The organism is Amycolatopsis mongoliensis, assembly GCF_030285665.1.
Classification (GTDB): Bacteria; Actinomycetota; Actinomycetes; order Mycobacteriales; family Pseudonocardiaceae; genus Amycolatopsis; species Amycolatopsis mongoliensis.
This window is the reverse complement of sequence record NZ_CP127295.1, coordinates 7,506,189-7,531,195: the sequence shown is the minus strand read 5'-3', so window position 1 is coordinate 7,531,195 and position 25,007 is coordinate 7,506,189. Positions and strand designations below refer to the sequence as shown.

At 70.7% G+C, this 25,007-nt stretch carries 19 protein-coding genes; 3 read left to right on the top strand and 16 right to left on the bottom strand.

Annotated features, from left to right (window positions below; all coding sequences use genetic code 11):
- Positions 1-9: 9 nt before the first annotated feature.
- Both glpK (QRX60_RS36250) and QRX60_RS36245 read right to left on the bottom strand, forming a co-directional pair.
- Entirely contained in the window at positions 10-1,524 is a 1,515-nt protein-coding gene (glpK, locus tag QRX60_RS36250) for a glycerol kinase GlpK (RefSeq protein WP_285995948.1), read from the bottom strand.
- Positions 1,525-1,551: 27 nt separating this feature from the next.
- On the bottom strand, positions 1,552-2,373 hold the full coding sequence (locus tag QRX60_RS36245) for an MIP/aquaporin family protein (protein ID WP_285995947.1): 822 nt from the start codon (positions 2,371-2,373) through the stop codon (positions 1,552-1,554).
- 155 nt (positions 2,374-2,528) lie between these two features.
- Here QRX60_RS36245 and QRX60_RS36240 point away from each other — a divergent pair, with 155 nt between their 5' ends.
- Both QRX60_RS36240 and glpK (QRX60_RS36235) read left to right on the top strand, forming a co-directional pair.
- Positions 2,529-3,296, top strand: coding sequence for an IclR family transcriptional regulator (locus tag QRX60_RS36240; protein WP_285995946.1), 768 nt, complete (start codon positions 2,529-2,531; stop codon positions 3,294-3,296).
- Between the two features lie 10 nt (positions 3,297-3,306).
- On the top strand, positions 3,307-5,256 hold the full coding sequence (gene glpK, locus QRX60_RS36235; protein WP_285995945.1) for a glycerol kinase GlpK: 1,950 nt from the start codon (positions 3,307-3,309) through the stop codon (positions 5,254-5,256).
- Here glpK (QRX60_RS36235) and QRX60_RS36230 read toward each other — a convergent pair.
- From QRX60_RS36230 to QRX60_RS36220, 3 genes are read right to left on the bottom strand one after another with little or no spacing between them, the layout of a single operon-like run.
- The gene (locus QRX60_RS36230; protein WP_285995944.1) at positions 5,253-6,377 is read right to left on the bottom strand and encodes an acyl-CoA dehydrogenase family protein; all 1,125 of its coding nucleotides are present in this window, start codon (positions 6,375-6,377) and stop codon (positions 5,253-5,255) included. The genes glpK (QRX60_RS36235) and QRX60_RS36230 overlap by 4 nt on opposite strands.
- 17 nt (positions 6,378-6,394) lie before the next feature.
- A complete protein-coding gene (locus QRX60_RS36225) occupies positions 6,395-7,222 on the bottom strand; it encodes a substrate-binding domain-containing protein (RefSeq protein ID WP_285995943.1) in 828 nt (275 codons plus the stop codon).
- Positions 7,223-7,239: 17 nt separating this feature from the next.
- Positions 7,240-7,653 (bottom strand): hypothetical protein, encoded by a 414-nt coding sequence (locus QRX60_RS36220; RefSeq protein ID WP_285995942.1) that lies wholly within the window; start codon positions 7,651-7,653, stop codon positions 7,240-7,242.
- 25 nt (positions 7,654-7,678) lie between these two features.
- Between QRX60_RS36220 and QRX60_RS36215 the strand changes: the two genes are divergently transcribed.
- Complete coding sequence (locus tag QRX60_RS36215) at positions 7,679-8,917, top strand: DUF1996 domain-containing protein (RefSeq protein WP_285995941.1); 1,239 nt, start codon at positions 7,679-7,681, stop codon at positions 8,915-8,917.
- Between the two features lie 66 nt (positions 8,918-8,983).
- Here QRX60_RS36215 and QRX60_RS36210 read toward each other — a convergent pair whose 3' ends face one another.
- The 11 genes from QRX60_RS36210 to QRX60_RS36160 form a co-directional block, all read right to left on the bottom strand.
- Entirely contained in the window at positions 8,984-9,676 is a 693-nt protein-coding gene (locus tag QRX60_RS36210) for a glycoside hydrolase family 12 protein (RefSeq protein ID WP_285995940.1), read from the bottom strand.
- 133 nt (positions 9,677-9,809) lie between these two features.
- Entirely contained in the window at positions 9,810-11,030 is a 1,221-nt protein-coding gene (gene mmsB / locus QRX60_RS36205; RefSeq protein ID WP_285995939.1) for a multiple monosaccharide ABC transporter permease, read from the bottom strand.
- Positions 11,027-12,547 (bottom strand): multiple monosaccharide ABC transporter ATP-binding protein, encoded by a 1,521-nt coding sequence (gene mmsA / locus QRX60_RS36200; protein WP_285995938.1) that lies wholly within the window; start codon positions 12,545-12,547, stop codon positions 11,027-11,029. Before mmsA ends, mmsB begins: the two co-directional genes overlap by 4 nt.
- Entirely contained in the window at positions 12,544-13,647 is a 1,104-nt protein-coding gene (gene chvE, locus QRX60_RS36195; protein WP_285995937.1) for a multiple monosaccharide ABC transporter substrate-binding protein, read from the bottom strand. Before chvE ends, mmsA begins: the two co-directional genes overlap by 4 nt.
- 30 nt (positions 13,648-13,677) lie before the next feature.
- Positions 13,678-15,177 (bottom strand): L-arabinose isomerase, encoded by a 1,500-nt coding sequence (gene araA / locus QRX60_RS36190; RefSeq protein ID WP_285995936.1) that lies wholly within the window; start codon positions 15,175-15,177, stop codon positions 13,678-13,680.
- 14 nt (positions 15,178-15,191) lie between these two features.
- Positions 15,192-15,869, bottom strand: a complete 678-nt coding sequence (locus QRX60_RS36185; protein ID WP_285995935.1) for an L-ribulose-5-phosphate 4-epimerase — start codon at positions 15,867-15,869, stop codon at positions 15,192-15,194.
- A complete protein-coding gene (gene araB, locus QRX60_RS36180; RefSeq protein WP_285995934.1) occupies positions 15,869-17,497 on the bottom strand; it encodes a ribulokinase in 1,629 nt (542 codons plus the stop codon). Before araB ends, QRX60_RS36185 begins: the two co-directional genes overlap by 1 nt.
- Positions 17,498-17,569: 72 nt before the next feature.
- The gene (locus QRX60_RS36175; RefSeq protein ID WP_285995933.1) at positions 17,570-21,385 is read right to left on the bottom strand and encodes a LamG-like jellyroll fold domain-containing protein; all 3,816 of its coding nucleotides are present in this window, start codon (positions 21,383-21,385) and stop codon (positions 17,570-17,572) included.
- Positions 21,386-21,414: 29 nt separating this feature from the next.
- Positions 21,415-22,398, bottom strand: coding sequence for a galactofuranose ABC transporter, permease protein YjfF (yjfF, locus tag QRX60_RS36170; RefSeq protein ID WP_285995932.1), 984 nt, complete (start codon positions 22,396-22,398; stop codon positions 21,415-21,417).
- On the bottom strand, positions 22,395-23,450 hold the full coding sequence (locus QRX60_RS36165) for an ABC transporter permease (protein WP_285995931.1): 1,056 nt from the start codon (positions 23,448-23,450) through the stop codon (positions 22,395-22,397). The genes yjfF and QRX60_RS36165 overlap by 4 nt, the downstream gene beginning before the upstream one ends.
- On the bottom strand, positions 23,447-24,949 hold the full coding sequence (locus tag QRX60_RS36160; RefSeq protein ID WP_286003776.1) for a sugar ABC transporter ATP-binding protein: 1,503 nt from the start codon (positions 24,947-24,949) through the stop codon (positions 23,447-23,449). Before QRX60_RS36160 ends, QRX60_RS36165 begins: the two co-directional genes overlap by 4 nt.
- Positions 24,950-25,007 lie beyond the last annotated feature (58 nt).

Genomic DNA, 25,007 nt, shown 5'->3' with positions numbered 1-25,007 from the left:
CTCAGGGCCTCACTGCACGTCGACCCAGTCGAGAGTGCGGCCGACGGCCTTCTGCCAGCCGGCGTAGCCCTCGGCGCGCTGGTCCGCCGTCCAGGACGGCTCCCAGCGCTTGTCCTCGTTCCAGTTCTGTTCGAGCTCGTCGGTCGAGGACCAGAAGCCGACGGCCAGCCCGGCCGCGTAGGCGGCGCCGAGCGCGGTGGTCTCGGCGACGACCGGCTTCGACACCGGGACGCCGAGGATGTCCGCCTGCAGCTGCATGCACAGCTCGTTGGCGGTGACCCCACCGTCCACTCGCAACACGTCGAGCGTGACGCCCGAGTCGTTCTGCATCGCCTCGACGACGTCGCGGGTCTGGTAGCAGATCGCCTCCAGGGTCGCCCGGGCGAGGTGAGCGTTGGTCGTGGCCCGGGTGAGCCCGACGATCGCGCCGCGGGCGTCCGAGCGCCAGTACGGCGCGAACAGGCCGGAGAACGCCGGGACGAAGTAGATGCCGCCGTTGTCCTCGACCTGGCGGGCCAGGCTTTCGCTCTGCGACGCGCCGCTGATGATGCCCAGCTGGTCGCGCAGCCACTGCACGGCCGATCCGGTGACGGCGATCGAGCCTTCGAGCGCGTAGACGGGCTTGTCGTCGCCGAACTGGTAGCACAGCGTCGTCAGCAGGCCGTGCTTCGAGCGGACCAGCTCGTGCCCGGTGTTGAGCAGCAGGAAGTTGCCGGTGCCGTAGGTGTTCTTGGCCTCGCCGGGCCGGAAGCAGACCTGCCCGACGGTCGCCGCCTGCTGGTCGCCGAGGACGCCGGTGATCACGACCTCGGCGCCGAGCGGGCCGTCGGCGCGGGTGGTGCCGAAGCCGGGGTTCGACGACGGCTTGATCGCCGGCAGCATCTGCCGCGGAACCCCGAAGAACGACAGCAGCTCGTCGTCCCAGTCGAGGGTTTCGAGGTCCATCAGCATGGTGCGGGAGGCGTTGGTCGGGTCGGTGACGTGCACGCCGCCGTCCGGGCCGCCGGTGAGGTTCCAGATGAGCCACGAGTCGGTGGTGCCGAAGAGGGCGTCGCCCTTCTCGGCGTCCTCGCGCACGCCCTCGACGTTCTCGAGGATCCACTGCAGCTTGCCGCCGGAGAAGTACGTCGCGGGCGGGAGGCCGGCCTTGCGGCGGATGACGTCGCCCTTGCCCTCGCGCTCCAGCGCGGAGGCGATCCGGTCGGTGCGGGTGTCCTGCCAGACGATCGCGTTGTGGTAAGGGCGGCCGGTGCGGCGGTTCCACACGACGGTGGTCTCGCGCTGGTTCGTGATGCCGAGCGCGGCGAGGTCACAGGCGGTCAGGTTCGCCTTGTTGAGCGCGGTCGCGATGACCGAGCGGGTGCGTTCCCAGATCTCGGTGGCGTCGTGTTCGACCCAGCCCGGCTTGGGCAGGATCTGCTCGTGCTCGAGCTGGTGGCGGGCGATCTCGTTGCCGCCGTGGTCGAAGATCATGAAGCGGGTGCTCGTGGTGCCCTGGTCAACGGCGCCGACGTAGTCAGGCATGGGGGTGCTCCTCTTCCGAACGGCGGGTCAGTTGGCGGGCTCGAAGTCCTTGGCGGGCATGGCGTCCAGCGGTTCCCCGGCGGGCAGGTACCGCTCGATGAAGAACTTGTAGATCGCGCCGCCGATCACCGCGCCGAGGACGGGTGCCACGATCGGGATCCACCAGTAGGGGAAGCCGTACTGGTCGGACCACGCCGTGTCGTAGCCGGTCAGCCAGGAGGCCAGGCGCGGGCCGAAGTCGCGGGCCGGGTTGATCGCGTAGCCGGCGTTCGTGCCCCAGGCCATGCCGATCGCGACGACCAGGAAGCCGACGACGACCGGGGCGAGGTTCGCGCCCGGCGAGGTGTTGCGGAGGTCGGTGATGGCGAAGATCACCAGGACGAGGATCGCGGTGCCGATGATCTGGTCGCGGAAGGCGCCCCAGTCACCCACCGGGAGCGTGCCGTTACCCGGAAGGGTGGAGAACACGCCCTGGGTCTTGATCGTGAGGCCGGGGTCCTTGGCGTTGAGCACCTCGGTGTAGTTCCAGCGCACGAGCAGGGCGGCGAGGAACGCGCCGGCGGTCTGGGCCAGGGCGTAGGGGGCGACCTTGCGCCATTCGAAGCCCTTGAAGACGGCGAGGGCGACGGTCACGGCCGGGTTGAGGTGCGCGCCGCTGATCCGCGAAGCGACGTAGACACCGAGTGTGACGCCGAGGCCCCAGGCCCAGGCGATGCTGTCGTGGTCCCCGATGCCCGCGGCGACGACCTGCGCCACCACCCCGCACCCGAACAGGATGAGGATCATCGTCCCCACGAACTCGGCGGCCATCTCGCCGGCGAGGCCGTGGGCCTTGAGGTTTCGCACCATTGCTTTCCTCCACAAAGGACCGTTCATTCCCCCTGGTGGATGAAAGCTAAGTTCGGGGTTGCGAGGGGGTCAACGGACGCCGGTCGGCATTGTCGAACGACCGGAGTGGATGTTCGACATTGTCGAATCAGGGCCGGTCGGGTTAGGGTCGCGCCGTGCCCGGTCCGATCCAGTCCATCGAACGCGCCGCCGCGATCCTGCGCTTGCTGGCGCGCGGCTCGGGCCGGCTGGGCGTCGGCGAGATCGCCGAGTCGCTCGAGCTGGCCAAGGGCACCGCGCACGGGATCCTGCGCACGCTGCAGGGCGTCGGGTTCGTCGAGCAGGACCGCGATTCGGGCAAGTACCAGCTCGGAGCGGCGCTGTTGCACCTGGGCACGAGCTACCTCGACGTCAACGAGCTGCGGTCCCGCGCGATCAACTGGGCGGACGCGCTGGCCGCACGCAGCGGCGAGGCCGTCCGGATCGGCGCGCCGCTGGAGGGCCGCGTGCTGGTCGTGCACCACGTGTTCCGGCCGGACGACAGCCTGCAGACCCTGGACGTCGGCACCCTGCTGCCGCTGCACGCGACCGCCTTGGGGAAAGTCCTGCTGGCCTACGACACGACTCTCGTGGCATCGTTGCGCACCGGCGAGCCCGAGGCCTACACCCGCCGGACCCTGGTCACCCAGACCGCGATCAAGCGCGCCTGCGGGAAGGTGCGCGAAGCGGGCTGGGCGGTGGACAACGGCGAGATGATCTCCGGCGAGGCGGGGATCGCGGCCCCGATCCGCGGCCACGGCGGCATCGTGGTGGGCGCGATCGGCGTGTCGGGCCCCGCCGACCGGGTGTGCGAACCGGACGGCAGCCCGAACGCCCGCCTGCTGGGTCACGTCCGCGACGCGGCCCGCGCGGTTTCGCGTGACCTGGGTGCGTCCCGATGGTGAAGGGAGGACCGTGGTCCAGCGCTACGTGATGTCCATCGACCAGGGCACCACCTCCACCCGGTGCATCCTGTTCGACGCGCGCGGCCGGCTCGTCTCGGTCGTGCAGCGCGAACACCAGCAGCACTTCCCGCGGCCCGGCTGGGTCGAGCACGACGCCGTCGAGATCTGGCGGAACCTCTCGCGGATCGTGCCCCAGGCCCTGGCCGACGCCGGCGCCACCGCGGAGCAGGTCGTCGGCCTCGGGATCGCCAACCAGCGCGAGACCACCGTCCTGTGGGACCGGCACACCGGCAACCCGATCGGGCGGGCGATCGTCTGGCAGGACACCCGCACCGACGCCATGCTCGAACAGCTGGCCCGCGAGCCGGGCGCCGACCGCGTCCGGCAGCTGTGCGGGCTCCCGCTGGCGACGTACTTCTCCGCGCCGCGCGTCCGCTGGCTGCTCGAACGCACGCCCGGCCTGCGTGACCGCGCCGAACGCGGCGACGTCCTCTTCGGCACCATCGAGAGCTGGCTGATCTGGAACCTCACCGGCGGCGCCGAGGGCGGTGTGCACATCACCGACGTCACCAACGCCTCGCGCACCATGCTGATGAACCTGCGCACCCTCAGCTGGGACGACGAGCTCCTCGACTTCTTCGACGTCCCGCGCGCGATGCTGCCGGAGATCCGGTCCTCGACCGAGGTCTACGGCACCACCAGCCGCGTCGTGCCCGGGATCCGGATCGCGGCGGCGCTCGGCGACCAGCAGGCGGCGCTGTTCGGCCAGACCTGCTTCGCCCCCGGCGAGGCGAAGTGCACGTACGGCACCGGCAGCTTCCTGCTGCTCAACACCGGCTCGACGCCGGTGCTCTCCACCCACGGCATGCTCACCACGGTCGGCTTCAAGATCGGCGACGAGCCGGCGGTGTACGCCCTCGAAGGGTCCATCGCCGTCACCGGGTCGCTGGTGCAGTGGTTCCGCGACGGCCTCGAACTCATCGGCAGCGCGCCCGAGATCGAGACGCTCGCCCGGACGGTCGAGGACAACGGCGGCTGCTACATCGTGCCGGCGTTCTCCGGGCTGTTCGCGCCGCACTGGCACAGCGAGGCCCGCGGGGTGATCGCCGGGCTGACGTCGTACATCACCAAGGGCCACCTGGCGCGGGCGGTGCTGGAGGCGAGCGGCTGGCAGACCCGCGAGGTCGTCGACGCGATGAACGCCGACTCGGGCCTCGCCCTGAAGACGCTGAAGGTGGACGGCGGGATGACCGCCGACAACCTGCTGATGCAGTTCGTCGCCGACGTCCTCGACGTGCCGGTGGTCCGCCCGATGGTCGCCGAGACGGTGTCACTCGGCGCGGCGTACGCGGCGGGACTGTCCGTCGGCTACTGGCCGGACCTGGAAGGACTGCGGCGCAACTGGCACCGGGCCGGGCAGTGGCTGCCGGCGATGGACCCGGCCCGCCGCGACTCCGAGTACGCGCACTGGCGCCAGGCGGTGGAGCTGACGTTCGGCTGGATGCGCCCGGGCGCGGCTGCGGCCGCGCCCGGGTCCGACCTGGTCGAGGTGCTGCTGGCCGACCACCGCCGGTTCGAGCAGCTGTTGCGCGACCTGCGCAACGCCGAGGCCGACCGCCCGGCCCTGGTCGCGGAGCTGGCGGCCCTCCTGGTCGCCCACGCGACGGCGACCGAGCGGATCGTCCGCCCGGACTCCCCCGGAGACCCGTTCGCCGACGACCTGCTGGCCGTCCTCGAAGCCGAGGATTTCGAAAAGGCGTTGCTGCGCTTGGAGAACGTCGTGGACGCGCACGTCCGCGGCGAGGAACGCGGGCTGCTGAACGACCTGCGCCGCACGATGTCCACATCGGACCGCACGGGACTGGGCCGGGCGTTCGTGGCGGAGCGCCGGCGCCAGCTGGACCTCGGCTGCGGCGACGCCGGCCACGTCCGCGAGCTCGGCGACCGCCTGACGCTCTAGAGGTACCCCGGAAAGGGCTGCGCCCCCAGGAAAACCGCGCCCGCCGCGTCGTACATCGCCTCGGTCAGGAAGGCGTGCTGCGGCACCACCGCCGCGTCGCGCAGGTGCCGTTGCAGCGGGTGGTCCGCCTCGATCGCCGCCGAGCCGCCCAGCGTGTAGGCCGCCCGCACCACGTCGAAGCCCACGCGGGCCGCGTGCGCCGCCGCCAGCCGGAGCAGGCTCACCTGCTCCGGTCCCGGCGTGCCCGTCACGGCCATCTGCCAGGCTTCTTCGGTGACCTCGTAGAAGAACGCGCGCACCGAACGGAGGTCCGCCTCGGCCTTCGCGAGGGCGATCCTGGCGTACGCGCGATCGGCGAGCACGGGGCCGCCGGTGAGCCCGGCGCGGCCCGCGCCGAACCCGGTCACGTGGTTCAGCGCGGCGCGCGCGATGCCGAGGTTGACCACCGCGAGCACCTGGGAGGCGTAGGCGAGCGCCGGGTAGCGGTAGAGCGGCTCGTCGATCGTCGCGCCGCCGCCGCGGACGAACGTCCACTCCGCCGGCACGACGACGTCGTCCACCCGCAGGTCGTGGCTGCCGGTGCCGCGCATCCCGACCGCGTCCCAGGTCTCGACGACCTCGGCGCGCGCCGCCGGCAGGACGGCGGTGCGCGGCCGGCCCGTGCCGCCCGTGCCGATCCCGACGCCGAGGTAGTCGGCGGCGAGGCAGCCGCTGGCCAGGCGCCACTGCCCGCGGACGCGGAACCCGCCCGGCACCTCCTCGGCCGGCTGCACGGGGAAGAGCGCGCCGGCGAAGACGAGGTCCGGGCCGTCGGCGTAGAGCAGCTCCTGCGTCTCGGGCGGCAGCGCCGCGAGGTAGACGCCCGACGAGCCGAAGCTCGCGACCCAGCCGGCCGATCCGTCCACTTCGGACATCCGCTCGACCATCCGGAGGAACTCCGCGGGCGGCCGCGCGTCGCCGCCGAAGCACTTCGGCGTGGTCGCGCGGTAGAAGCCGGCGAGGCGGAACTTGTCGATGGCGTCGCGCGGCACGTGCCGCCGCCGGGTGAACTCCCCGGCCCGGCGCGCCACCTCCGCCAGCGCCGCGTCGAAGGCCGGCGAAGTCCCCCAGGTGCGCGCCATCCGCCCAGGGTAGCGGGTCACGACCGGGTCGGACGGCTGCTTTCCCGCACCACCAGCTCGGCCTGGACCGCCCCGTCCCCCGGCGCCGTGAGGCCGTCGATCCGGGCGACGAGCACCGCCAGCGTCCGGCGGCCCGCGGCGACGAAGTCCTGCCGGACCGTCGTCAGCGGGGGCGCGTAGTAGGCCGCCTCGGGGACGTCGTCGAAGCCGACGACGTGGGCGTCGCGCGGGACCCGCATCCCCGCTTCGGTGAACGCCGCCAAGAGCCCCAGCGCCATGTGGTCGTTGGCGGTGAACACCGCGCACACCCCCGCCTCGACGGCGAGGGACTGCCCGGCCCGGTAGCCGGAGCGGGCCGACCAGTCGCCGCGGACCACCGGCGGCACCTCGGCGCCGTGCCGCTCGAGGGTTTCGCGCCAGCCGCGTTCGCGGGCGCGGGCGATCGCCCCCTCCTCGGGGCCGCCGACGTGCCAGACCGTCGGGTGACCGAGCTCGAGGAGGTGCTCGGTGGCCCTTCGCGCGCCTTCGTACTGGTCGGCGGAGGCGGCCGGGACGAGCGGGACCCCGGTGACCGGCGGCAGATCGGCGGCGAGGTGCGGGTCGAGCAGGACGATCCCCGCCACGCCCTGCAGCCGCAGGCCGGCCACCGCGGCCGGCACCGCGGACCGGCCGTGCCCCGGCGCGCTGAAGACGACGAGGACGTACCCGTGTTCGCGCGCGGCCGCGCGCAGGCCGTTCAGCACCGGCCCCGACGCGGTTCCCGTCACGATCACGCCGAGCGTCCCGCGGCGCTGGTCGATCCGCGCGCGGACGGGACCTTCGGGACCTGCGTCGTCCACCGCCATGACCGAGATGTTAACGATCACACCGACGGACGTGAACTTCCTTCACTTTCCATAAATAACGAAACGATAACGCGGGCTCGAAGCGGTGAACCGGCCTCTTCCCCCGGCCGTTTCAGCCAGTGCCGGAACCAGTGAAACCGCCCGCGGTCCCCGACCTCCGCGGCCGCGGTGGCACTCCCCCGGGTTCCGCGCGTCTCCCCCGGGCACGCAGCTGTCTTCGGCGTGCCCGGAAAACCGAACGAGGTGAACATGGCCCGGAAACCATCCCGATCCCCCGCCACGGGCAGACATCGCATCACCCGCCGCACGAAGATCGCGACCGGCGGCATCGCCCTCGCGCTCGCCGTCGGCGGCATCGTCGTCGCGACCACGGCCGGACGCACCGGCGAGGCCAGCGCCGACCCCGCCGACCCGTCGTTCTTCATCGACATCGCGAAGGTCCCCAGCGGTGTTAACGTGAACAAAGCGTTGCAGCAGAAGGGCGCGCGCGGCACGTTCACCGTGGACTGCGGGCGCAACGAAAACCAGCACTTCAACCCCGACAACTTCATCGCCCAACCCGGCATCCGCAACGGCGCCCAGCACCTGCACGACTACGTCGGCAACCTCTCCACCAACGCCGACTCCAACAACAAGAGCCTCGCCAAAGCCGGCACCACCTGCCGCAACGGCGACAAGTCCGCCTACTTCTGGCCCGTCGTCCGGATCGACACCGGCGACGAGGAGAAGAACCCGCCCGCCACGCAGCCCGACCGCGCCGGCAGCGCGAAGGACAAGGCGAGCGCCCAGGTCGACTGCCCGGACGTCGCGAGCAAGCTCCCCGACGTCCCCGACCAGGCCATGGACGAGGTGAACCGCAACCTCGACCTGCTCGACAAGCAGATCGACGAGGCCAACCAGCGGATCGCGAACGGCGACCTGAAGACCCCGCAGGACATCCAGAACGCCGTCGTGGGCCCGCTGAAGGACAAGCGCGCCGCGACGATCGACCGGATCGCCATCGCCATCGGCCGCCGGGCGGCGAAGCCGACGAACCTGGGCGGGCTCGCGGCCTGCGTGCTCAAGCAGGGCGGCCAGGGCGGGCTCGACAACGGCGGCCAGAACAGCACCGGCCAGCCCGCGGAACTGCCCGGCGTCAACGACAAGAACGAGCTGGCCGGCAACGACGGCGAGATCCAGCGGGTCCGGTCCGCGACGATCACGTTCACCAGCGGCGGCGCGAGCAAGGTCGTCGCGATGCCGCAGTTCCTCCGCATCCTCTACGGCGACGCCAAGCAGAGCACCAACGGCCCGGCCAACGCCCGGCCGAGCTGGACGTGCACCGGCTTCGAGGACCGGCTGACCGACCACTACCCGATCTGCCCGCAGGGCAGCCGGGTCGAGCGGATCCACGCGTTCCCGAACTGCTGGGACGGCAAGAACATCGACAGCGCGAACCACCGCACGCACATCGTGTTCGCCGACCGGCAGGGCAAGTGCCCGCAGGGCTTCAAGAACGTGCCGCAGCTGGTGATCAAGCTGGTCTACGACATCCCGCACGACATCCAGGTCAAGGGACAGTACAAAGTGGACGCCTTCCCGCAGGAGAACCACAACCCGCGCTCGGACCACGACGACTTCGCCAACGTCATGGGCCAGCGGCTGATGAACCAGGTGGTCAACTGCATCAACACCGGCAAGCGCTGCAACCAGTAGCAAAGGCCGTGAATGTCACATTGAGGGACTTGGCGTCCCTCAATGTGACATTCACGGCCTTCCGGGTCAGGACGTGGTGACGGAGTAGCTGTTCGCGGTGAAGTCCAGTCCACCGGCGGACGAGGTGATCTCGAAGCCGAACTGGACTTCGCCGAGCGTCACATCACCGAACCAGCCGCGGGCGCGGATCCAGTTCAGCACCGCCAGCACGTCGACCGTGCCCGCGTTGGTGTTCGACGTCCGGACGAACGAGAACACCGCGTTCGAGCCGTTCGATCCCTTGTAGACGTCCCACGTGTGGCCGCCGACCGTCGCGGTCGTCTGCTTGCTGCCGAGGGGGCCGACCGCGCCCTGCTTGTTCATCCACAGCATGGTTTCGTAGGCGTTGTTGTCCGCCCAGATGTCGTACGCGGTCTCGTACGCGCCACTGCCCGGGCGGTTGACCGAGAAGCTGCTCGACACCTTTCCCAGCGCGCTGAGCTTCTTGCCGACGTTCTTCGCCGAATGCGGGTACGACTTCACGCCGCCCGTGTTCGGCTGATCCGACCAGACACCCCAGTTGGAATACGAATTCGCCCAGATGGTCTGCGGGCCGGCACCACTGCCCCAGACGTCGTTGCGGACGGTGTAACCGCCGTTGGACCAGGTCGCCCATTTGTCCGAAGACGACCAGGTCGCGGCCGTTGCCACGCCTGCCGAAGTGGCCACGGAAGCGGCCACGGTCAAGGAAACCACAAGGGAACGCACGACTTTGTGCATGGGGACGTCCTCCACGGGTGAGGGATTCACCAGCACTATGTACGTCCTGTTACCACCTGGTCAAGCACTTCGAGAACTTCGAAAAAGAAAGGGGCTTTCCCGTCGAACGGGAAAGCCCCTTTCGACGCGGGACTCAGGAAGCCGCGCGGCGTTTCGTCCAGATGTCGTACGCCACGGCCGCCAGCAGCACGACGCCCTTCACCAGCATCACCCGCTCACTCGGTGCGCCGATCAGCGACATCCCGTTGTTGATCACCGCCATGATCAGGCCACCGGTGATCGCGCCGACCACCTTGCCCACGCCGCCCTGGACCGCCGCGCCGCCGATGAACGCCGCCGCGATCGCGTCCAGCTCGAAGTTCACGCCGGCCGTCGGACCGGCCTGGTTGAGCCGCCCCGCGAAGATGATCCCGGCGAGGGCCGCCAGCACGCCCATGTTGACGAAGATCCAGAACGTCACCGACTTGACCTTGACCCCGGACAGGGTCGCGGCCTGCAGGTTGCCGCCCACGGCGTAGATGTGCCGGCCGAACACCGACTTCCCGGCCACCAGCGAATAGCCGAGCACCAGCACGGTCAGCAGGATCAGCACCCACGGCAGGTTCTTGAACCGCGCCAGCTGCACCACCAGGGCGAGCACGAGCACCGCGATCCCGGCGATCTTCAGCACGAACACCGGGAACGGGTCGACGTCCTGGCCGTAGCCCAGGCGCGCCGAGCGCTTGCGCCACTGGGTGAGCGCGATCCCGGCCACCGCGGCGACGCCGGCGAGCAGCGACACCAGGTCGGCGCCGCCGAGCGGGCCGAGGCCGATGTTGCCCAGGTAGCCGTCGGTGAAGCCGTTGGACAGCGTGCGGATCGCGTCCGGGAACGGGCCGATGCCCTGGTTGCCCAGCACGGTCAGGGTCAGGGCCCGGAACGCCAGCATGCCGGCCAGCGTCACGATGAACGCCGGGATCCCGAAGTAGGCGACCCAGTAGCCCTGCCACGCGCCGATCACCGCGCCGACGACGAGGGTGATCAGCACCGCCCAGAACCACGGCAGCTGCCAGTTCACCATCAGCACCGCCGACACCGCGCCGGTCATCGCCACGACCGACCCGGCGGACAGGTCGATGTGGCCGGAGATGATCACCAGGATCATCCCGATCGCCAGGATCAGCACGTAGCTGTTCTGCACGATGATGTTGGAGATGTTCTGCGGTTCCAGCAGCGCGCCGCCGGTGAGCACCTCGAACAGCACCACGATCAGCGCGAACGCCACGTAGATGCCGCTCTGGCGCGGGTTGATCGAGATCCGCCGGGCGGAGCGCTCGGCCGGGGGCGCGGCGGGCCGCGCTTCGGTCGTGGTCATTCCCGTTCCTTGGTCATGTACTGCATGAGCAGTTCCTGGGTGGCTTGTTCGCGGGTCGCTTCGCCGGTGATCCGTCCCGCCGACAGCGCGTAGATCCGGTCGCAGAGCCCGAGCAGCTCCGGCAGTTCGGAGGAGATGACCAGCACGGCCTTCCCCTGCGCGGCGAGGGAGTTGATGATCGTGTAGATCTCGAACTTCGCGCCGACGTCGATGCCGCGGGTCGGCTCGTCGAGGATCAGCACGTCCGGATCGGTGAAGATCCACTTCGCCAGCACGACCTTCTGCTGGTTGCCGCCGGAGAGCTTCCCGGTCACGCTGCGCACGGTCGGCGCCTTGATCGAGAGGTCGCGGCGGAACCGGGCGGCCGTGTCGTGCTCGGCGTTCTCGTCCACCCAGCCGTGCTTGGCCAGCTTGCCCAGCCCGGCCGCGGACACGTTGCGCTGGATGTCCTCGATCAGGTTGAGCCCGTAGCGCTTCCGGTCCTCGGTGGCGTAGGCGATGCCGTGACGGACGGCGTCGCGCACCGACCGGACGTCGATCTCCTTCCCGTGCTTGAGGATCCGCCCGGAGATGTCCTTGCCGTAGGACCGGCCGAACACGCTCATCGCGAGCTCGGTCCGGCCCGCGCCCATCAGGCCGGCGAGCCCGACGATCTCCCCGCGCCGCAGCGAAAGCGACGCGTGGTCGACGACGACCCGGCCGGCCTGGGTGGGGCTGTGCACGGTCCAGTCCTCGATCCGCAGCACCTCTTCGCCGATGTCCGGGTCCCGGGGCGGGAACCGGTGCTCGAGGTCGCGGCCGACCATGCCGGTGATGATCCGCTCCTCGGTCAGCCCGGCCGCGTCGAGCGTCTCGATGGTCTTGCCGTCCCGCAGGATCGTGACGGTGTCGGCGATCGCCGTCACCTCGCCGAGCTTGTGCGAGATGATCACGCACGTCACGCCGTCCTCGCGCAGCCCGCGCAGCAGCTCCAGCAGGTGGGCCGAGTCCTCGTCGTTGAGCGCCGCGGTGGGCTCGTCGAGGATCAGCAGCCGGACCTCCTTGGACAGTGCCTTGGCGATCTCGACCAGCTGCTGCTTGCCGACGCCGAGCTCGTGCACCGGCGTCACCGGGTTTTCGGCGAGGCCGACGCGCTCGAGCAGCGCGCCGGCCTCGTGGTTGGTGCGGTTCCAGTCGATCCAGCCCCGCTTGCCGCGTTCGTTGCCGAGGAAGATGTTCTCCGCGATCGACAGCTGGCCGCACAGCGCGAGCTCCTGGTGGATGATCACGATCCCGCGCCGTTCGCTGTCGCGCACCGACCCGAACTCGCACCGCTGCCCGTCGAAGTGGATCTCGCCGTCGTAGGTCCCGTGGGGGTAGACGCCCGAGAGCACCTTCATCAGGGTGGACTTCCCGGCGCCGTTTTCCCCGCAGATCGCGTGGATCTCCCCGCGGCGCACGGAAAGCGTGACGTCCGACAGCGCCTTGACCCCGGGGAAGGTCTTGGTGATCCCGCGCATGCCGAGCAGTTCGGTCATTTCAGCTGACCTGCCGTGTAGTAGCCGGAGTCGACGAGCTCCTTCTGGTAGTTGGCCTTGTCCACGGTGACCGGCTGCAGCAGGTACGACGGGACGACCTTCTTGCCGTTGTCGTAGTCCTTCGTGTTGTTGACCTCGGGCTTGCCGCCCTTGAGCACCGCGTCGGCCATCTTCACCGTGGTGTCGGCGAGGATGCGGGTGTCCTTGAAGACCGTCGAGTACTGCTCACCGGCGATGATGGACTTGACCGAGGCGACCTCGGCGTCCTGCCCGGTGACGATCGGGTACGGCTGGCCGGCGGTGCCGTAGCCGTTGCTCTTCAGCGCCGAGAGGATGCCGATCGACAGGCCGTCGTAGGGCGAAAGCACGCCCGCGACCTTCGCACCACCGGTGTAGGTCTTGGTGAGCAGGTCCTCCATGCGCCGCTGCGCGGTGGCCGGGTCCCAGCGCAGGATGGCCGCGCGGGCGAAGTCGGTCTGCCCGCTCTTGACCACCAGTTTGCCGCTGTCCATCAGCGGCTTCAGCACGGACATCGCGCCGTTGAAGAAGAAGGTCGCGTTGTTGTCGTCCGGCGAACCGGCGAACAGCTCGACGTTGAACGGCCCCGGCCCGTCGCCCAGGCCCTTGACCAGGGAGTTGGCCTGCTCGACGCCGACCTTGAAGTTGTCGAAGGTCGCGTAGTAGTCGACGTTGGGCGAGTTGCGGATCAGCCGGTCGTAGGCGATGACCGGGATCTTGCGGTCGGCCGCCTCCTGCAGCTGGGTGGTGATGGCGGTGCCGTCGATCGAGGCGATGACCAGGAGCTTGGCGCCCTTGGTGATCTGGTTCTCGATCTGGTTCACCTGGGTGGGGATGTCGTTCTCGGCGTACTGCAGGTCGACCTTGTACCCGAGCTTCTCCAGCGCCGACTTGATGTTGTCGCCGTCGTGGATCCACCGTTCCGACGACTTCGTCGGCATGGTGACGCCGACCAGGCCCCCTGCGGCGCTCGCGCCGGACGGGGCCGCCTGGTCCGCGGTCTTCTGGCTCGAGCCGCACGCCGAGAGCGTGAGTACAAGTGCCGAGGCGGCGACCCCCGCGAGTGTTCTGGTGAACTTCATTGTTCCTTCTTCCTTTCTCAGAAGCCTGTGTCAGAAACCGACGGCCAGGCGGTGATACGCCTGGTTCCAGCGGATGCGGTCGGCGAAGTCGTGCGGCGTGGTGTCCCGGTCGATCACCAGCAGCTCGACGCCGAGGAGGTGCGCGAAGTCGCGAAGGGTTTCGGTGCCCACGGCCTGGGTGAGCACGGTGTGGTGCGGGCCGCCCGCGGTGATCCACGACTCCGCGGACGTCGCCAGCGACGGCGACGGCTCCCACACCGCCCGCGCCACCGGCAGGTTCGGCAGCGGCTCGTCCGGCTCGACGACCTCGATCTCGTTGGCCACCAGCCGGAACCGGTCGCCGAGGTCGACCAGGCCGAGGGTGACGCCGGGGCCGGGCTTGGCGTCGAACACGAGCCGGACCGGGTCCTCGCGGCCGCCGATGCCGAGCGGGTGGATCTCGCACGACGGCTTCGCCGCGGCGATGCTGGGGCAGACCTCCAGCATGTGCGCGCCGAGGATCTTCGGCGTGCCCGGCCCGAAGTGGTAGGTGTAGTCCTCCATGAACGACGTGCCGCGGTCCTGGCCGACGCCCATCGCCTTGACCGCGGCGAGCAGCGCCGACGTCTTCCAATCGCCCTCGCCGCCGAAGCCGTAGCCGTCGGCCATCAGCCGCTGCACGGCGAGGCCGGGCAGCTGCCGCAGGCCGCCGAGGTCCTCGAAGTTCGTGGTGAAGGCGCCGAACCCGCCGTCGGTGAGGAACTTCCGCAGCCCGGCTTCGATCTTCGCCGCGTACTGGAGTGACTCGTGCCGCGCTCCCCCGGCGGCCAGCTCCGGGACGACGTCGTAGTCCTCGGCGTACCGAGCCACCAAGGAATCCACATCGGACACCTGGTCCACGAGCTCGACCAGGTCGTTGACGCCGTAGGTGTTCACCGAGACGCCGAACCGCAGCTCGGCCTCGACCTTGTCCCCCTCGGTGACCGCGACGTCGCGCATGTTGTCGCCGAACCGGGCCAGCCGGAGATTGCGCAGGTGGTCGGCGCCGATCGCCGCGCGCGCCCACGCGTCGATCCGCGCGACGACGACCGGGTCGGACACGTGCCCGGCGACGGTCTTGCGCGGGACGCCGAGGCGGGTCTGGACGAACCCGAACTCGCGGTCGCCGTGCGCGGCCTGGTTGAGGTTCATGAAGTCCATGTCGATGGTGGACCACGGCAGTGCTTCGTTGAGCTGGGTGTGCAGGTGCAGCAGCGGCTTGCGCAGCGCGTCCAGGCCGGTGATCCACATCTTCGCGGGCGAGAAGGTGTGCATCCACGCGATGACGCCGACGCAGGCGGCGTCGGCGTTGGCCTCCTGCAGGACTCGCCGGATGGACGAAGCTTCGGTCAGCACCGGTTTGCCGACGATTTCGGCCGGGAGCCCGCCGGAGGCGGCCAGGAGCTGCTGGATGCGCAGGGACTGGCCGGCGACCTGCTCGAGGGTCTCCTCGCCGTAGAGGGCCTGGCTCCCGGTGAGGAACCAGAGCTGGGGTTTCGACGCGCGGGTCATCGTTCTCCTCGGTATCAGTGCTGGCCGTAGACGTTCTGGTACCGGGCGTAGAGCCGGTCGACGTCCTCGGGCGGCAGGGGTTCGGGCGTGCCCAGCTCGAAGGCCTTGTGCACGGTGCGGGCCACGTCCTCGACCATCACCGCGGCCTTGACGGCGTCGCGCGCGGTGCGGCCGACGGTGAACGGGCCGTGGTTGCGCATCAGCACGGCCGGCGACCGGCTCGCGCGCAGCGTCTCGACGATGCCCCGGCCGATGGAGTCGTCGCCGATCAGGGCGAACGGCCCGACCGGGACCTCGCCGCCGAACTCGTCGGCGATCATCGTGAGCACGCACGGGATCGGCTCACCGCGCGCGGCCCACGCCGTGGCGTACGTCGAGTGCGTGTGGACGACGCCGCCGATCTCGGGCATGTGCCGGTAGACGTAGGCGTGCGCGGCGGTGTCGGACGACGGCGCGAGCTCGCCTTCGACCAGCTCACCGTGCAGGTCGGTGACGACCATCGTGTCGGCGGACAGGTCGTCGTAGGACACGCCCGACGGCTTGATGACCATCAGCTCGCGCCCGGGTACCCGGGCCGAGACGTTGCCCGCGGTCCAGATGACCAGCGCGTTGCGGGTCAGCTCGCCGTGCAGGTTCGCCACGGTCTCCCGCAGTTCGGCGACGGTGTCGAGGACTTCGCCGGTCAGGGACATCAGGACCGTCCTTTCGCGACCGCACGGCGACGGGCCGCGAGGCGGTGCATGACATCGTTGGCGCCACGGCCGAAGTAGTCGTGCAGCGTCGTGTACTCCGCATACAGCTCGTCGTAGGCGGCGACGTGCGCGGGCACCGGCCGGTAGACCGCTCGTTCGACCGAGCCCATGGCCGCGGCGGCCGTGCGGACGTCCGGGTACGCCCCGGCGGCGACGGCCGCGTGGATGGCCGACCCGAGCGCGGGCCCCTGCCCGGACCCGATCACCGACAGCGGGAGGTTGGTGACGTCGGCGTAGATCTGCATCAGCAGGGCGTTCTTCACCAGCCCGCCCGCGATGATCAACTCGGTGACCGGGACGCCGGCCTCGCCGAAGGTCTCGACGATCTTCCGGGTGCCGAACGCCGTGGCCTCCAGCAGCGCGCGGTAGACGTCCTCGGCGCGGGTGGCCAGGGTCTGCCCGACGATCACGCCGGACAGCTCGTGGTCGACCAGCACCGAGCGGTTGCCGCTGTGCCAGTCCAGGGCGACCAGGCCGTGCTCGCCGATCTCCTGCTGCGCGGCGAGCCGGGTGAGCTGCTCGTGGCCGTCGTGCGCGAAGTGCTCGACGAACCAGCCGAAGATGTCGCCCACGCCGCTCTGCCCGGCCTCGTACCCCCAGAGCCCGGGCACGATCCCGCCGTCGACGACCCCGCACATGCCGGGGACCTCGTGCAACTCGGCGCCGTTCATCACGTGGCACGTCGAGGTGCCCATGATCGCGACCATCTGACCGGGCTCGACGGCGTTCGCGGCGGGCGCGGTGACGTGCGCGTCGACGTTGCCGACGGCGACCGCGATGCCCTCGGGCAGCCCGGTCCAGGCGGAGGCCTCGGCGGTGAGACCCCCGGCGCGGGAACCCAGTTCGCCCAGGGGGTGTTCGAGCTTGTCGGCGACGAAGGACTCGAAGCCCGGCGCCAGCTCGCGGAGGAAGTCGCGGCTCGGGTACTGGCCGTCCTGCAGGATGCCCTTGTACCCGGCCGTGCACGCGTTGCGGACGTACACCCCGGCCAGCTGCCAGACGATCCAGTCGGCCGCCTCGACCCAGTGCCGCATCGCCGCGTAGACGTCCGGGGCCTCCTCGAAGACTTCGAGTCCCTTGGCGAACTCCCACTCCGACGAGATCAGCCCGCCGTAACGCGGCAGCCACTTCTCGCCGCGGGTGCGGGCCAGCTCGTTGATGCGGTCGGCTTGCGGCTGGGCCGAGTGGTGCTTCCACAGCTTCACGTACGCGTGCGGGGTGCCTTCGAACTCCGGCAGCTCGCACAGCGGCGTCCCGTCGGCGGTGACCGGGACCATCGTGCACGCGGTGAAGTCGGTCGCGATGCCGACGACGTCGCGCGGGTCGGCGCCCGCGTCCCGCAGCGCCGCCGGTACGGCGTTGCGCAGCACCCCGACGTAGTCCGCGGGCACCTGCAGCGCCCAGTCCGGCGGCAGCGCGCGGCCGGTGGCGGGCAGCGTCTCGTCGAGCACGCCGTGCGGGTACTCGAACACGGCGCTGCCGAGTTCCGCGCCATCGCGGACCCGCACGACCACCGCGCGGCCCGACAGCGTGCCGAAGTCGACGCCGACGGTGAGTGGTTCTGCCACGGTGTCCTCTCCCTCCTGTGTGGTGACCGGGGCGCGGCGCGGGCGGCGGTGGACGCGCCGCGCCCCGGGGTTCTAGCGGCCGGTGATGACGAGCGTCGTCACGGAGCCGGCGGGCAGCGTCAGCTTCGACGTCGCCGCCAGCCCGGTGATCTCCCTGGTCTGCGGCACGATCGCGGTCGGCGCGGCGAGGCTGTTGCGCCCCGCCGGGTCGCCGGTGAGCGTGGTGAGCGTCCCGGTGCCGTCGACCGCGGTGACGCCGGTGAGCGCCAGGCGCGCGGTCTGCACCTGCCCGGTCGGGTTGACGAGCTTGACCGTGAACGTCTTCTTCCCCGCCTTGGTGGTCACGTTGACCACCTGCCGCAGCGGGCTGCCCTGGTTGAGGCGGCTGCTCACGATCTGCTTGCCGAGCGTGCTGGAGAACATCTGCTGCACCCAGTACGACGGCGAGCCGTAGCTGCTCCCGGCGTCCAGGCCGATCAGGTTGACCGGCCAGTTGGGCTGGCCCTCGTGCACCAGCACCGGCGCGTACATCGAGCCGATCACGATGTCGCTGTTGCGTTCCAGCCCGGTGAGGAACGCGGCCTCGCCGATGGCGGCGGCCAGGGTGCCGGTGGGCCGGCCGTCCTGGGCGCCGTACTCGCCGACCAGGATGTCCGGGCCGGACCGGTCCGCGGTGTCGTACCGCGTCGAGTTGTCGGTGAACCACTGCGGCGACTGGTAGTAGTGGTCGTCCGCGGCGTCCGGGCGCACCCCGGTCGGTGTGCTCGACGCGGCTCCGCCCTGCAGGCCGCCGGTCGTCGCGATGACCGTCAGCTGCGGGTACTTCGCCTTGACGGCGTTGGACATGTCGGTGAAGCGCCAGGCGTACGAGCCGGAGCCGTCGAACCAGTCCTCGTTGCCGACCTCGACGTAGTGCAGGTCGAACGGTGCGGGGTGCCCGTCGGCGATCCGCTTCGCGCCCCACGTCGTCGAGGCGTCGCCGATGGCGTACTCGATCTCGTCGAGGGCTTCCTGGACGTACTGCGGGTAGTCGGCCTGGCTGACGTGCTGGCCGTTGAGGGTGTAGCCGGCGAACAGCGCGAGCAGCGGCTGGGCGCCGATGTCCTCGGCGAGCTTCAGGTAGTCGAGGATGCCGAAGCCGTCGGTGGACCAGTAGCCCCACGCGGTGTTCTGGTGGCCCGGCCGCTGGTCGAGCGGGCCGACGGTGTTCTTCCAGGCGAACCGCGTGTCGAGGGTGTTGCCCTCGAGGTAGTTGCCGCCGGGGACGCGGAACAGCCCGAGCTTCATCGCCGCGAGCTTCTGCCCGAGATCGGCGCGGACGCCGTTGGCACGGTTCTTGAACGTCGGCGGGAACAGGGAGACCTGCTGGAACCAGGCGTCCCCGGCGAGCGCCTTCTTCCCCTTGTTCACCAGCGACACGACGATCCGGTTGTCGGTGGACGCGGCGATCGTCGACGGCGTGGTGAAGCTGAACGTCTGCTGCGCCCAGCTCGCGCCGACGGGCTGGACGTCCTTGCTCGCCAGCACGGTGCCGTCCGGCTTCTCCAGGCTGACCCGGACCGCGCCGGTCCACGTGCCGCGGGCGAAGAAGCTGCCGGTGTACTTGGTCGACGGCTTCGCGGCGACGCCGTAGAAGCCGACGTTCGCGGCCGCGAGCCGGCCGCCGGCCGGGACCGTGTCGGCGTGCAGCTTCAGCGAACGGTCGAGCGCGGTGTTGAGCGGGGTCGTGGTGTCGATCGCGTACGTGCCCGTCGCGCCCGGCGAGGTGAGCAGCGACCAGTACGGGACCGGGGTGTCGCCCGCGCCGCTGCCGCGCTGGTAGGCCTCCTTGAAGGTGCGGTTGCGGACGAGCTCGGCGTACAGCCCGCCTTCGACGGAGTGACTGATGTCCTCGAGGATCGAGCCGTACGTCGTCGGCCGGGTGTTGGCGCGCACGACGTTCGCGTCGACCGCGAGCTGGTTCGCCCCGGCGAGGGTGCCGATCCGGTCCGCGGTGAGCGGGAAGCGGCGCAGCTCGACCTCGTCGACCGCGCCGGTGAACCCGGATCCCACGGTGAACGGCGCCGCGGCGGTGCCGGAGGCCGGGCAGGCGGACACGTCCAGGGTGGTGCCCGTGGGGGTGCCGCAGGTGCTGGTGACCGCGGCCGCGTCGCCGTCGGCGTAGACGGTGAGCCGCTGCGAAGCGCGGTCGAGGACGACGGCGGCGTGGTGCCAGGCGCCGTCGGCGAGCCCGCCCCCGGTGGTGGTGACCTGGATCGTGCCGACGCGGGCGGAGAGCTTGCCGCCGGCGACGCCGAGCGCGTAACCGGCACCGTGGTCCACGAGCGTGCCGTCCGCGCTCGTGCGGAACCAGGCGGCCAGGGACAGCGAGCCGGTGCCGGTGTCGAACGCGGGCGAGGCGCCCATGTCCACGGTGGACTTGCCGTCGAGCTGGACGGCCTTGCCCGCCGCGCCGGCGGTCCAGGTCGCGCCCTTCAGCGTGCCGTCGGCGGCGTTCGCCGAGGCGTCGTGCGCGACGGTGCCGGTGCCCTCGTCGAAGTGCCACGACCCGCTCGCGGCCAGTGCGGCGGCCGCGGACGCGGTCAAGGGCGTCGGGTACGCGCGGACGTCGTCGATGCCCCCGGCGAACCAGTCGGCCGGGCTGCCCGCCCACTTGCCGCGCCCGATGACCAGGTGCCCGCCCGCGGTCCACGGCGTGGTGAACGGGACGCTCTGCTGCAGGGTTCCGTTGACGTACAGCGAAAGCGTGCCGGCCGCGCGGTTGTAGACGCCGACGAGGTGCTGCCACTGGTCGGCCTGCGCGGGCAGCGTCGAGACGGCGGCCGACGACGCCGAGTCGCCGTCGGAAGCGCGGCGGGTGAAGGCGAACCGGCCGTCGGCGCCGCGCTGGAGGTAGAAGCCGCTGATCGCGGCCCCGTCGACGCTGACGGCCGTCCGGAAGCCGGTGGCCGCGGTCGGCTTGACCCACGCGGACACCGAGAAGCTCTGGGCGGTGTCGACGACCGGTGCCGAGGCCTCGACTGCCGCGTCGGTGCCGTCGAGCGCGACCCCGTTCGGGCCGACGACGCCGTCGCCCCAGGTGGCGCCGCCGGTGAGGGTCGCGGTGCGCGCGTCGAGGGAGTCGTCGGCCGCGGTCGTGCCGGTGCCTTCGTCGAGGGTCCAGTGCCCGGCGATGGCGAGGCGGGCGGCGTCGGCGGCGGTCAGCGCGCCGCTGTAGGCGCGGACGTCGTCGATCGAGCCGTCGACGTAGTCCACCGGGTTGCCGCCGTACTTGCCGCGGCCGATCACCAGGTGGCCGGTCCCGGCCCAGCCGGCGGGCGCGGCGACGGTCGCCTGGCGGGTGCCGTCGACGTAGAGGGTCAGCGTGGCCGCGGCGGAGTCGAACACGCCGGTCAGCTGGTACCACTGGTTCACGACGGGATCGAAGTCCGCCGAGGCGACGACGCCGTCGGCGGGCGCGTCCCCGGCGAGGCGGGTGAAGGCGAACCGGCGCGAGTCGTCGCGGAACTGCAGGAAGAAGTTGCTGACCTGGTTCCCGTCGACGCTCACGAACGTCTGGTAGCCGGCCGTCTTGCCGAGCTTGACCCAGCTGCTGACGGAGAAGCTCTTGGTGGTGTCGAGCACGGGCGCGCCGGCGTCGGCGAAGCCGCTCGTGCCGTCGGTGGTCAGGGCGCCGCCGCGGATGCCGGGGCCCCAGCCCGCGCCGGAGTTCAGGGTGGCGGGGTGCTCGCCCGCGCTGTCGGCGGCCGTCGTGCCGCTGCCGTCGTCGAACGTCCAGTGTCCGGCCGGCGCCGGGTCGGGGTCGGCCACCGCGGCCGTGACGGGCAGGGCGGAGAACAGGGTCAGAGCCGCGAGCACGGCCAGGGGGCGCCGGATTCTGCGGAGCATGACTCTCCTTCGAGTGTGAACGCTCACAGTCAGCGGGTCCGTCGGGTCACGAGGCGTTGCAGGACGATGAAGACGAACAGGAGGGCGCCGGTGATGATCGAGGTCCACCAGGAGTTGAGGGTGCCGTCGAAGGTGATCAGCGTCTGGATGATGCCCAGCACCATGATCCCGAGCACGGTGCCCAGCACGTAGCCGGAGCCGCCGGTGAGGATGGTGCCGCCGATGACCACCGCGGCGATCGCGGTCAGCTCCAGGCCCACCCCGTTGAGCGGGTCGCCGGAAGACTTGTACAGCACCAGCAGCAGCCCGCCGAGGGCCGAGCAGAAGCCGCTGATCGTGTACACCGCGATCTTCGTGCGGCCGGTCTTGAGGCCCATCAGCATCGCGGACTGCGCGTTGCCGCCGATCGAGTAGACCGTGCGCCCGAACCGCGTGAAGGCGAGCACGTAGGCCGCGACGGCGACGACGACCAGGGCGGCGACCACGCTGATCGAGATGTGCAGCTCGCCACCGAGCGGGATCTGCGTCTGGGCGAGCGTCGCGATCGTCGGGTTGTCGATCGAGTACGCCTCCGTGCTGATCGTGTAGCAGAGCCCGCGGGCGAAGAACATCCCGATCAGCGTCGCGATGAACGGCTGGATCTCGAAGAAGTGGATGAGCGCGCCCATCCCGGCGCCGAGCAGCGCCCCGATCACCAGCACCACCGCGATCGCCGCGTACGCGGGCCAGCCGTGCTTCTGCAGCAGGTCGCCCGAGACCACTGTGGACAGCGCGACCACCGAGCCGACGGACAGGTCGATGCCGCCGGTGAGGATCACGAACGTCATTCCGACCGCGACCACGAGCAGGAAGGCGTTGTTGATGAACAGGTCGAGCACGACCTGCCCCGACCCGAACGCCTCGTAGCTGGACGCGCCGAAGATGTACGCCCCGACGAGCAGCGCCATCGTGGCGAGGATCGGGAGGTGCCGCTGCTGCGGCCGGTAGCCCTTGATGCGGGTGAGCGTGGTCATGCCCCGACCTCCACCTTTTCGGGAGCCGGCGCCGTCGCCGGGGGAACCGGACGGGCCCGGTGGCGCCGCCGGAGCTTGCGGCGGAACGCGGGCGACTGCAGCAGGCACACCGCCAGCACGACCACGGCCTTGAACAGCATGATCGCCTCGGGCGGGATGCCGAGGGCGTAGACGGTGGTGGTCAGCGTCTGGATGAGCAGCGCGCCGATCACCGAGCCGCCGAGGGAGAACCGGCCGCCGGTCAGCTGGGTGCCGCCGACGACGACGGCGAGGATCGCGTCCAGTTCGATGAACAGCCCGGCGTGGTTGGCGTCGGCGCTGTGCACGTTCGCGCTGATCATCAGCCCGGCGATGCCCGCGCACAGCCCGCAGAAGACGTAGACGAGCCAGGTCAGCCGCGCCGAGCGGAGCCCGGCCAGCCTGCTGGCCTCGGGGTTGCCGCCGACGGCCTCCACGAGCATGCCGAGGGCGGAGCGGCGGACCAGCAGCGAAGCGAGCACGAACACCGCCAGCGCGATGAGGATCGCGCTCGGCAGGGTCAGCACGAACCCGCTGCCGATCCACTCGTACGGCGCGGAGTTGATGGTGATGATCTGCCCGCCGCTGATCAGCTGCGCGATCCCGCGGCCGGCGACCATGAGGATGAGCGTGGCGATGATCGGCTGGATGCCCAGCGCGGCGACGAGCCAGCCGTTCCACACCCCGAGCACCAGGGACAGCCCCAGCGCCAGCCCGACCGCGACGAGCGTGGCGCCCACGCCGTCGGGGTGGTCGGCGATCCACAGGCAGGCGAGCGAGCCGCTGATCGCGACGACCGCGCCCACCGAGAGGTCGATGCCGCGGGTGGCGATGACGAGCGTCATGCCGATCGCGATGAGGATCAGCGGGGCGCCGTTCTTCAGGATGTCGACGAGGTTGCCGTAGAGGTGCCCGTCCCGCAGCTCGATCGAGAAGAACGAAGGGCTCGCGACGAGGTCGCCCAGCAACAGCGCCAGCAACGCCACCACGGGCCAGAAGAGCCGGTTCCTGGTCAAGCTCGCCAGGCGTGTCATGCCTGCACCCCCTCGGCCATCGTGGCCATGACGTCGTCCGCGGTGAGTCCCTGGTTTTCGCGCTTCGCCACCACTTTCCGGTCGCGCAGCACCACGACGCGGTGGCTCAGCCGGAGCACTTCCTCCAGCTCGGCGGAGATGTACACGACGGCCATCCCGTCGGCCGAGAGCTGGGTGACCAGCCGCTGGATCTCGGTCTTGGCGCCGATGTCGATGCCGCGGGTCGGCTCGTCGAGGATGAGCAGCCGCGGCTCGGTGATGAGCCAGCGGGCCAGCAGCACCTTCTGCTGGTTGCCGCCGGAGAGGTGACCGACCAGCGCCTCGGGGTCGGTGGGCCGGATGTCGAGGGCCTTGATGTACTTCTCGGCGATTTCGTCCTGGCGGCGGCGGGACAGCGGCCGCGTCCAGCCCCGGGAGGCCTGGAGTGCGAGCACGATGTTCTCCCGGACGGTCAGGTCCTCCACCAGGCCTTCGGTCTTGCGGTTCTCCGAGCAGAACGCGATCCGGTGGTCGAGCCCGGCCCGCGGGGTGCGCAGGGCGGTGACCTCGCCGTCGACGCTCACGGACCCGCTGTCGGCGTGGTCGGCGCCGAAGAGCAGCCGGGCGAGCTCGGTGCGCCCGGAGCCGAGCAGGCCGGCCAGCCCGACGACCTCGCCGGCGTGGATGTCGAGGCTGAACGGCTCGACGCCGCCCTTGCGGCCGAGGTCTTCGGCGGCCAGCAGCACCGGCGCGCCGGCGACCTCGGCCCGGGTCGGCCCGGAGTCCCCCAGGTCCTCGAGGACCTGGAGCTCCTTGCCGATCATCTTCGTGACCAGCTCGACCGGCGTGATGTCGGCCGTGCGGTACTCGCCGATCAGCTTTCCGTTGCGCAGCACGGTCATCCGGTCGGCGACGGCGAAGACCTGGTCGATGAAGTGGGAGACGAACAGGATCGCCAGCCCCTGCTCCCGCAGCGACCGCACGACCTTCATCAGCTGCTCGACCTCGCCGGCGTCCAGGCTGGACGTCGGCTCGTCGAGCACCAGGACCCGCGCGTCGACGTCGAGGGCGCGGGCGATCGCGACGAGCTGCTGGACGGCGATCGAGCAGGTGCTCAGCTCGGCCGAGACGTCCACGTGGACGTCCAGCCGCGCCAGCAGCTCCTCGGCCCGCCGCCGCATCGGGCCCCACTGGATGCGGCCGAAGCGGCGGGGTTCCCGGCCGAGGCAGACGTTCTCCGCCACCGACAGGTTCGGGCAGAGGTTGACCTCCTGGTAGACCGTGCTGATACCGGCCTGCTGGGCCGAGCCGGGGCCGCTGAAGGCGACCGGCTCGCCGTTCAGCTCGATCGTGCCCGCGTCCACCCCGTACACACCGGTCAGCACCTTGATGAGGGTGGACTTCCCGGCGCCGTTCTCGCCCATCAGGGCGTGGACTTCGCCGGGGTACATCCGGAAGGCGACGTCGTCCAGTGCGAGGACGCCGGGAAACTCCTTGCGGATACCGCTCATCCGCACCATGGGCTGCGGTTCAGGCATTGCGTGCTCCGGGGTGGCGGTGGGGTCGTGAGTGTTCAGG